The organism is Cupriavidus sp. 05N39 (assembly GCF_056397325.1).
On sequence record NZ_JBFTNE010000198.1, the window covers coordinates 1 to 8070 of the forward strand.

Annotated in this window: 3 protein-coding genes; all 3 read left to right on the forward strand. The window is 66.1% G+C overall.

Annotation, left to right across the window (positions count from 1 at the left end):
* The first annotated feature begins 72 nt into the window (after positions 1 to 72).
* Positions 73 to 7257, forward strand: a complete 7185-nt coding sequence (locus tag AC1DN0_RS40135) for a two-partner secretion domain-containing protein (RefSeq protein ID WP_477146557.1) — start codon at positions 73 to 75, stop codon at positions 7255 to 7257.
* An 8-nt stretch (positions 7258 to 7265) separates the two neighbouring features.
* Positions 7266 to 7556, forward strand: a complete 291-nt coding sequence (locus AC1DN0_RS40140; protein WP_441637636.1) for a barstar family protein — start codon at positions 7266 to 7268, stop codon at positions 7554 to 7556.
* A gap of 278 nt (positions 7557 to 7834) precedes the next feature.
* Positions 7835 to 8070: hypothetical protein (locus AC1DN0_RS40145; protein ID WP_477112225.1), on the forward strand; the 236-nt coding region annotated here is incomplete at its 3' end.

Genomic DNA, 8070 nt, shown 5'->3' on the forward strand with positions numbered 1-8070 from the left:
CTGGAGGCTCCGGCGATTCACGCGGCCGCCGTCCGTCAAAGCCTGTTGCGCTGGGCGGTTGCACACCTGCCGGTGACGGCCAGCTTCGGTCCGACGGCAGCCTATGCGGCGCCGGTCACGGACCCGAGCGCGCCCTTGCGCTTCACACCGTCGATCACCACCACCACGGGGCCGGGCGCACCTCAGGGCGGCGTCCCCGTCGTGGGCATCACGACGCCCAACGCGCAAGGCATTTCGCTGAACCAGTACCGGTCCTTCGTGGTGGACCCGATCGGCCTCATCCTGAACAACAGCACGGTTGGCGGCGGCACCTTCCTCGGTGGCCAGGTCGGCGCCAACGGCAATCTCGCCGCRTCCGGGCCGGCCAGCCTGATCATCAACCAGGTGACCAGCCAGACGCCCGCGCAGATCAACGGCACGGTGGAAGTGTTCGGTGCGCCGGCGGGGCTGGTCATCGCCGCCCCCGGCGGGGTCTACACCAGCGGGGCGGGCTTTACCAACRCCACCCAGGTAACACTCACCACCGGCACGCCACAGTTCCTGTCCGCCGCCGGCACCCCGACCAGCTTCGATGCCGCGGCGGCGGCCGGCTTCCTGGTGCAAGGCGGGCGCGTGCAGATTGCCAACCCCGCACCGGGCAATGCCAATGGCGTCGGCATCGAAGGCACCGTCGGCAATATCAACCTGATCGCCGAATCGATCGGCGTRGACGGCGCGCTCCATGCCGGCAACCAGATCAACCTGGTGGCGGGGCGCCAACTGGTGACGCCTGCGGGAAGCAGCTTCAGCACCGCCGCCGCCGGACCGAACAACGCCGCCACCAACACCACGGCTGCCAACGGCCTGGCAATCGACGCGACGGCCTTCGGCGCCATGACGGCTGGCCAGATCCAGATCGTCAGCACCGCGGCAGGGGTCGGCGTGCGGGCGGACGGCAATCTTGCCGCATCGGCCAGTCACCTGACGCTTGATTCCGCGGGCAACCTCAAGGTCGGCAATACCTACGCCAAGGAAAGCGTTGCCATTGCCGCTGCCGGAGCCGTTACCGCYTCGGGCAATGGCCACGGCGAGGCCGGATACAGCGTCAAGGCTGGCCAGGATGTGACGCTCGGCGGCACGCTGGAATCGGGCAAGGCGGTATCGGTAACCGCCGGCGGCTCGATCAGCGGCGCCGGTGGCGTGACAGCGCAGGAATCCGTAGCCCTGGTTGCGGGCGGCAGCGTGGATGTCGGCGGCGCGGTCAATGGTGCCCGGATCGCGATCCAGGCGGCGGGCAACGATGGCAAGGGCGACATCCGGCTAAAGGGCGACATTACCTCGCCCGGCCAGATCCAGCTCGATGCCGCGCGGGATACCACCATCGACGGCAACGCGGTATCGGCCGGCGACCTGAACCTGGCTACCCGGCGCAACCTGACCATCAACGGCGAGGCGGGCAGCACTGGCGGCAACGTGGCGTTGACCGGCGTCACCGGCAGCGTGACCACCACGGGCAATGTGGTATCCCCCGGCACGCTGGCGGTCACGGCGGGCACGGATGCCAATCTCGGCGGCCAGGTATTGGCGTCCAAGGCCGTCGCCGTGACCGCGCAGGGCGGCAGCATTACCACCAGCGGCCAGATTGGCACCAATGCCGACCTCAGCCTCACCGCCGCGCAAAACGTCACGGTTGGCGGCCAGGCGCAGAGCGCTGGCAAGACCACGATCACCGCGACCGCTGGCAGCGCCAGCATCGACGGCGCGCTCACCAGCGACGGGGATGCCGTGATCGCGGCAGGGCGGGATGCAACGGTGGCTGGCAACCTGAGCRGCGGCKGCACGGCCAGCCTGTCGGCCTCCGCGGGCTCGGCCACGGTGAGYGGCACGCTGAGCAGCGTGGGCCATGCCAGCCTGAGCGGCGGGCAGGATGTCGGCCTCGCCGGCCGCGTGCTGACCGGCGGCAATCTGGTGGCGAGCGCGGGCAAGACCCTGAGCGCGGGCCAGCTGACATGGGTGGGCGGCAATGCCACCTTGCGCGGCAAGAATGTCCGTGTGGGCTCGGCGCCGGGTCAGGTCAATGGCGTTGACGGCACGCTCGATGCGGCTGCCAGCCAGAGCCTGGTCTTGACTGGCGACACCACCGCTGGCAGCGCCATGCTCGCGGGCCAGTCGGTTGCCAACAGCGGCGCGACGATTGCCAGGCAGCAACTCGTTGTCAACGGCAACGCGGTAAGCAATACCGGGACCCTGGCAGGCAATCAGCTTAGCCTGGGTTCGGCCAGCCTGGTCAACCGCGGCACCATTGGCGGCGCGAACGTCAACGTCACCGCCACTGGCGGCCTGGACAACGCGCAGGGCCTCGTCGCCGGCACCCGGACCCTTGCCGTCACGGCTGGCGCGCTGACGGGCAATCAGGGCGGCACCCTCTTCGCCGGGGACCTGAGCGGGAAAAATCCCATCGTTGGCGACCTGACCTTCACCGTCACGGGTGGCAACGGCAGYTTCAACAATGCCGCTGGCCAACTACTGGCGGGCAACAACCTGACGCTCAACGCGCCGAACCAGGTATTCGATCCGTCCGCCGCCACTACCGGTTCCCTGAACGCCAACGGCACGCTGACCCTGGCGGCGCTGGCGATCAACAACACCGGCACCTGGAACGTGCAGGGCGGCAAGGCCGTACTCAACGCCAGCCAGGGCATCACGAACKCAGGGACCATCCAGAAGGCCGGCGAACTGTCATTGGCTACCGGCGGCACGCTGACCAATAGCGGCCAGATCGTGGGCGGCAGCAGGCTTTCCCTGTCCRCCGGGGCGCTCGCGAATACAGGGACGGTACATGCCAATGGCGATCTTGCGCTGCATGGCAACGTAAGCAACGGCGGCACGGTCGAGTCGCTGGGCAATATCGCCGTCACGGGCGGCGACTACGACAACCGCGGCGGCACCACGCAAGCCAATGGCGACCTCAAGTTCGATATTGGCGGCACGCTCAACAACATCGGCAGCGTGCTCGGGGCCAACGGCAACCTGCATATCGCCGCCGGCGCGGTCATCAACGACCGCACCGCGCCCCTGGATGCGGGCAGTTTCACCACCAAGGTTGTCAACGACGGCCTGCTCAAATCCACCATCATCGGCAGTTATTCGCCCTGGCTGCAAGGGGGAAGCTGTGACAATTGCGCCGCCTATGTATCAGGCGCACCGATCGACATCACGCTGGCCGACGTCACGCGCAATCCGGATGGCACCGTGTTGCTGGTCCTGGGCGAAGAGATCATTCCCTCGAACGGCGACCAGCAACTCAGGCAGGCACTCTGGCACGTGATTCCGGGCATCCCTGGCCGGGACAGCGTGCCGGTATCGCTGCTGAACTCGGGCAGCGTGCGCCATATCGGCGGGGTGCCTACCGTCGATCATACGGTGGTACGGCAATCCGACGGCMCCGCCGGCCAGATCATCAGCGGCGGCAGCCTCGACATTACCGCCGCATCCCTTTCCAACAAGGGCGGCGTGATCTCCGCCGTCAAGGATGTGACGCTGCATGTCGGCGCCCTGGACAACAGCCGGTCTGCGACGCTGATCAACAGCGTGGCCGACACGGTGAACCAGGGCGAGCTGTCGGCGTTCATGGCGCAGCTCACGGCACTGACGAAGGACAGCACCAACGCCTACGGCCCCGGGCCGCTGGTCTAYGGCACGCCGCCAAGCATGGCCGCCTGCGACTCGTGCACAGCGCCGCCCCCGTGGTCGCCCATCGCGCTCGGGCAGACGGTCGCCGGCACGCAAGCGGGCGCGCCGGGCCAATCCACGGTCAGCCAGCAGCTTGGCAAAGCCGGCCAGATCACAGCCGGCGGCAACCTGAGCCTGAATGGCACCGGCGACCTGACCAACGCCGGCGATCTCGCCGCCGCCGGCAAGGTCGCGATCACCACGCSTGGCACCTTCACCAACCAGGGCACTTACGAMMGCAAGGTCACCAGCACACCCGGCTGTCTTCCGGGGGCCGCAAGTTGCCCGGGCGACAGCGCCCCCCACTATCAAACGCTGGCGTGGCAGCAGACGCCCAGCACGGTGGCCGCCGGCAACACSCTCACCATCARTGCGGCCAACATCCAGAATCTGCACGGCACGCTAGCCGCGCGGGGCGATGTCAAGCTGACGGCYGGCARCAGCGTCAYCAACCAGGCCGGYGCCATCCAGTCGCTGTCCGGCGACGTCTCGGTGACCGCGCCCACCCTGGTCAACAAGGCCATGGACCCGGTGAGGCTGCGCAAGAGCTACGGCAGCACCAATCCGAGCTACGCCGGCGGCTGCAACCCGGGCGGCACCCACGGCAACAGCCAATGCGAGGCGGACGAAGACAGCGCGGCCGGGCCGGCGGCGGTCATCACCGCCGCGCGCGACGTCCGGCTCRGCGGCGGCAMGCTGGCCAACCACGGCGGCCTGATCAGCGGCGGGCAGGACGTGACCGTGCGGATGAGCGGAGCGGTCGACAACARCAGCATCGCGCTGAACGCCGACTGGATCGGGCGCTGGCAGGAAGACCGCAGCGGCGGAGACCGCTGGCATGACACCGGGGGCCGCTCCGTCCTCGGCAGCCTTGAATCCGGCATCCAGGCAGGCCGCGCGCTGGCCGTCACGGCAGGCGGGCAGGTGCTCAACACCGGCAACCTGATGGGCAACACGGTCGACCTGACCGGCGCCGCCCTCGCCAACGGCTATACCAGCCCGTCCCAGCCCACGCCGCCCTCCACCGGCGCGCAGCAAGTGATCCCGCTGGGCCCGGTAGCGGCGCCCGGCGGCGCGGTCCCGGCCGCCACGCCGGTGGACAACCCGACCAGGCCGTGGCAGTTCAACCCGGTCATCGTTACCACGCCGGCTGCGCCGGACACGGGCGGCAAGCAAACGGTCGACTGGCACTTCAACGCCAACCTGGGCGGCAATCCGGTCACCGCGCCCGGCACCAGCATCGACCGYGCGCAGTACCTGAACCACAGCCCGGCCGTCGCGGTGCTGGCCGGCGTGACGCCCGACAGCCTGCTGGCGCAGTTGCCGGCCGCGCAGGTGGCGGCGCTGGATGCGCCGATGCTGTGGTACGTGCAGCAGGCTGTTCCTGATCCGAGTTGCAACACGGTAGCCAGTACGGCGTGCCCGACGGTGAATGCGYTGGTGCCACAGGTGTACCTGCCGGAAGGCTATGCGCAGGCGCTGACCAAGCCGACCGGCGGCACGATTGCGGGTGAGAACGTCAATCTGGACATTGCCGGGCAGCTGCGCAACAGCGGSGTGATCACGGCGGGCGACACGCTGAACGTGAAGGCGGGCAGCATCGATGCCGGGCCCAATGTGGTGGACATCGGCACGTCGGCCTACCGGGTGCAGGGCGGCTGGAGCGTGATCACCGGGACGGTGGTGCAGCCGGGCGGGTTCATGAGCGCGATGCACATGAACATCGAGGCCGACAGCATCAACGCGGTCAACGATGCGTTCCTGATCCGCGGCGCCGACGGCAGGGTGGACGAGGCCGCAACCGTGGCTCTAGTCAATCAGCTGAAGGCCAATCTCGGGCTGAACTACACCGAGGGCACGGTAGCCGACGACATCCACACGCGGTTCATCAAGGAGAAGAAGGGGTTCGGGCCGCTGGGGCAGATCGTGGCGATCGCGGCGGCGGTGGCGATCTCGATCGTGACGGCAGGGGCTGGGGCGGTGGCCGTGACTGCTGCCTTTGGTGCAACCTTCGCTGCCACGGCGGCGGGTGCGGCGATGTCGCTCGCGGTGTCGGGGCTGATTGCCGGCACGCTCTCCAGCATGGCGAGCCAGTTGATCCTGACGGGGTCGCTGAATATGGGCGCGGCGCTCAAGGCGGGCGTGGTGTCGGGGGTGACGGCTGGCCTGACGCAGGGCGCGCTGGGTGCGCTGGACCTTGGTGGCGCAGGTGTGACCAGCATCGGCCAGAACATAGCCAAGGGCAGCTGGGAGGCGGTGCAGGCCAACCTTGGCAGCTATATCCAGGCGAGCGTGGTGCGCTCGGTGATCAGCGCCGGGGTCAACACGGTGGCGTACGGCGGCAGCTTCGGACAGGCCTTTGCGAACGGGCTGGTGCGGGATGTGGCGGCGGTGGGTGCGAATGCCATTGGCGTGACATTGCCGGGTATTGGCATGGTCGGCGCGTCAGCGGACACGATTCTGGCGAATGCGGCCGGTCATGCGCTGCTGGGGTGCGCCGCACAGAGCCTGTTGGGTGGGGATTGTGCGGGTGGCGCGATTGGTGGGGCGGCCAGTGCGATTGCGGCGCCACTCATCCGGGATGCGGTGTATGCAGACAGCCCAGTGCTGAACTACAGCGACGACAAGGTCCGCCAGGCAATAACAGTTGGGCTGGCGACGCTGATTGGTGGTGCTGCCGGCGCGGCCCTCGGTACGGACGCGACCTCCGCCGCGTTGGCGGCGCAAAACGAATCGCTGAACAATGCGACTTCGCAGGGGCCGGCACGCGGGATCGCCGCTCGTGAAAATGCGCGGTTGACGGCGCAGTGCGGGGCGGCGTGTAGGCAGGAGGACTTCCAGCGCATCGATACCCAGGTACGGCAGGTGGAAGCAGCGGCGACGCTGGCGCGGATGAATAATCTGACACCAGAGCAGGCGCTGAAGCTGGGTGACATGTTGACCAGCCTGCTGCCGCTGTACGGCACACCGGCAGCGCTTTACCAGGCGGTCACCGGTCAAGGTCTGAGCGGCCAGCCACTGGGCACAGCGGAGCGCTGGCTGATGGGTATCGCTGGCGTACTACCAGTGGCCGGGGTAGCCTATAGCAAGCTGAGTGAGTTTGTGGCGGCTCGGGGGGCGGTGGCCACAAATAGTGCGGTTGTAAGGACCGAAGGGACAGCGAACGCCTCTACATACGCGGGATTGAAGCTTGATCTTAAAACAACCCAGGCAGCCAATGACGTTGTGGATAGTCTTCGTGCGACTGGTCAACTTCCGGGCAATTATGTTACGAAAGCGGAAGCGGCTCAGCACGGGTGGCAACCAGGAAGAGCGCTGAACAACAGTGTAGCTGGTGGACAATTAGGAGGGGACGTGTTCGCAAATTCAACGAACGTGCTGCCATCCGCTTCTGGTCGGATTTGGTACGAGGCAGATATTGGGTTGAGTAATACCATGTCTCGTAGCAATCAGCTTGGCACAAGGCTGTTGTATTCTAGCGATGGATTGTTATATATTACCGCTGACCATTATAAAACAGTGACAAAAATCGGGAATTGGAAATAAGGTGTGTGATGAAAATCCAGATAAATGGCGAAATGGTGAAAAGCGAAATGGATTTCCATCGTGAGCTGGCATCCGCTCTTGGTGTTGAGTCGTTTTACGGTTATAACTTGGACGCTTTATGGGATCTGCTCAGCTCCAGCGTGGAGAGGCCTATTTGTTTAAGGTGGATTAATGCAAGTACCTCAAATAGATTTATGGGTAGAACGTACCAGGATATTATTGATATTTTGGAAAGAGTGAGAATTCAAGATGAGAGATTCGGTTGGGCCGATAAATTTACCTATACAATCGACTTGTAGCCACAAATAGTGGGGCCAACCCACTCCGGCGGGCATAAGCGGACGCCCAATGGCTTGATTGCACAGTATGGAGTTACTGCACAAGACACAACCTTGCCCAAGGTGGCAACGACACTGAACGCGAATGGCTTGACGGAGAAAGCCGTAAACGGCGTGACGCTGGAGTAACTGGCTGCGGCAACAGCGAGCGGAGATCCGGCCATCGTGGCTATGCAGTTGACCCGTAGGGGACATGCTGTGGTCGTTGATGGTGTCGCGCGGTCCCGGCCGCCACGCCGGTGGACAACCCGACCAGGCCGTGGCAGTTCAACCCGGTCATCGTTACCACGCCGGCTGCGCCGGACACGGGCGGCAAGCAAACGGTTGACTGGCACTTCAACGCCAACCTGGGCGGCAATCCGGTCACCGCGCCCGGCACCAGCATCGACCGCGCGCAGTACCTGAACCACAGCCCGGCCGTCGCGGTGCTGGCCGGCGTGACGCCCGACAGCCTGCTGGCGCAGTTGCCGGCCGC

Bases quoted from the DNA above. Each gene is read 5' to 3' on its own strand.
- AC1DN0_RS40140 (WP_441637636.1), top strand. From the start codon at position 7,266: ATGAAAATCCAGATAAATGGCGAAATGGTGAAAAGCGAAATGGATTTC.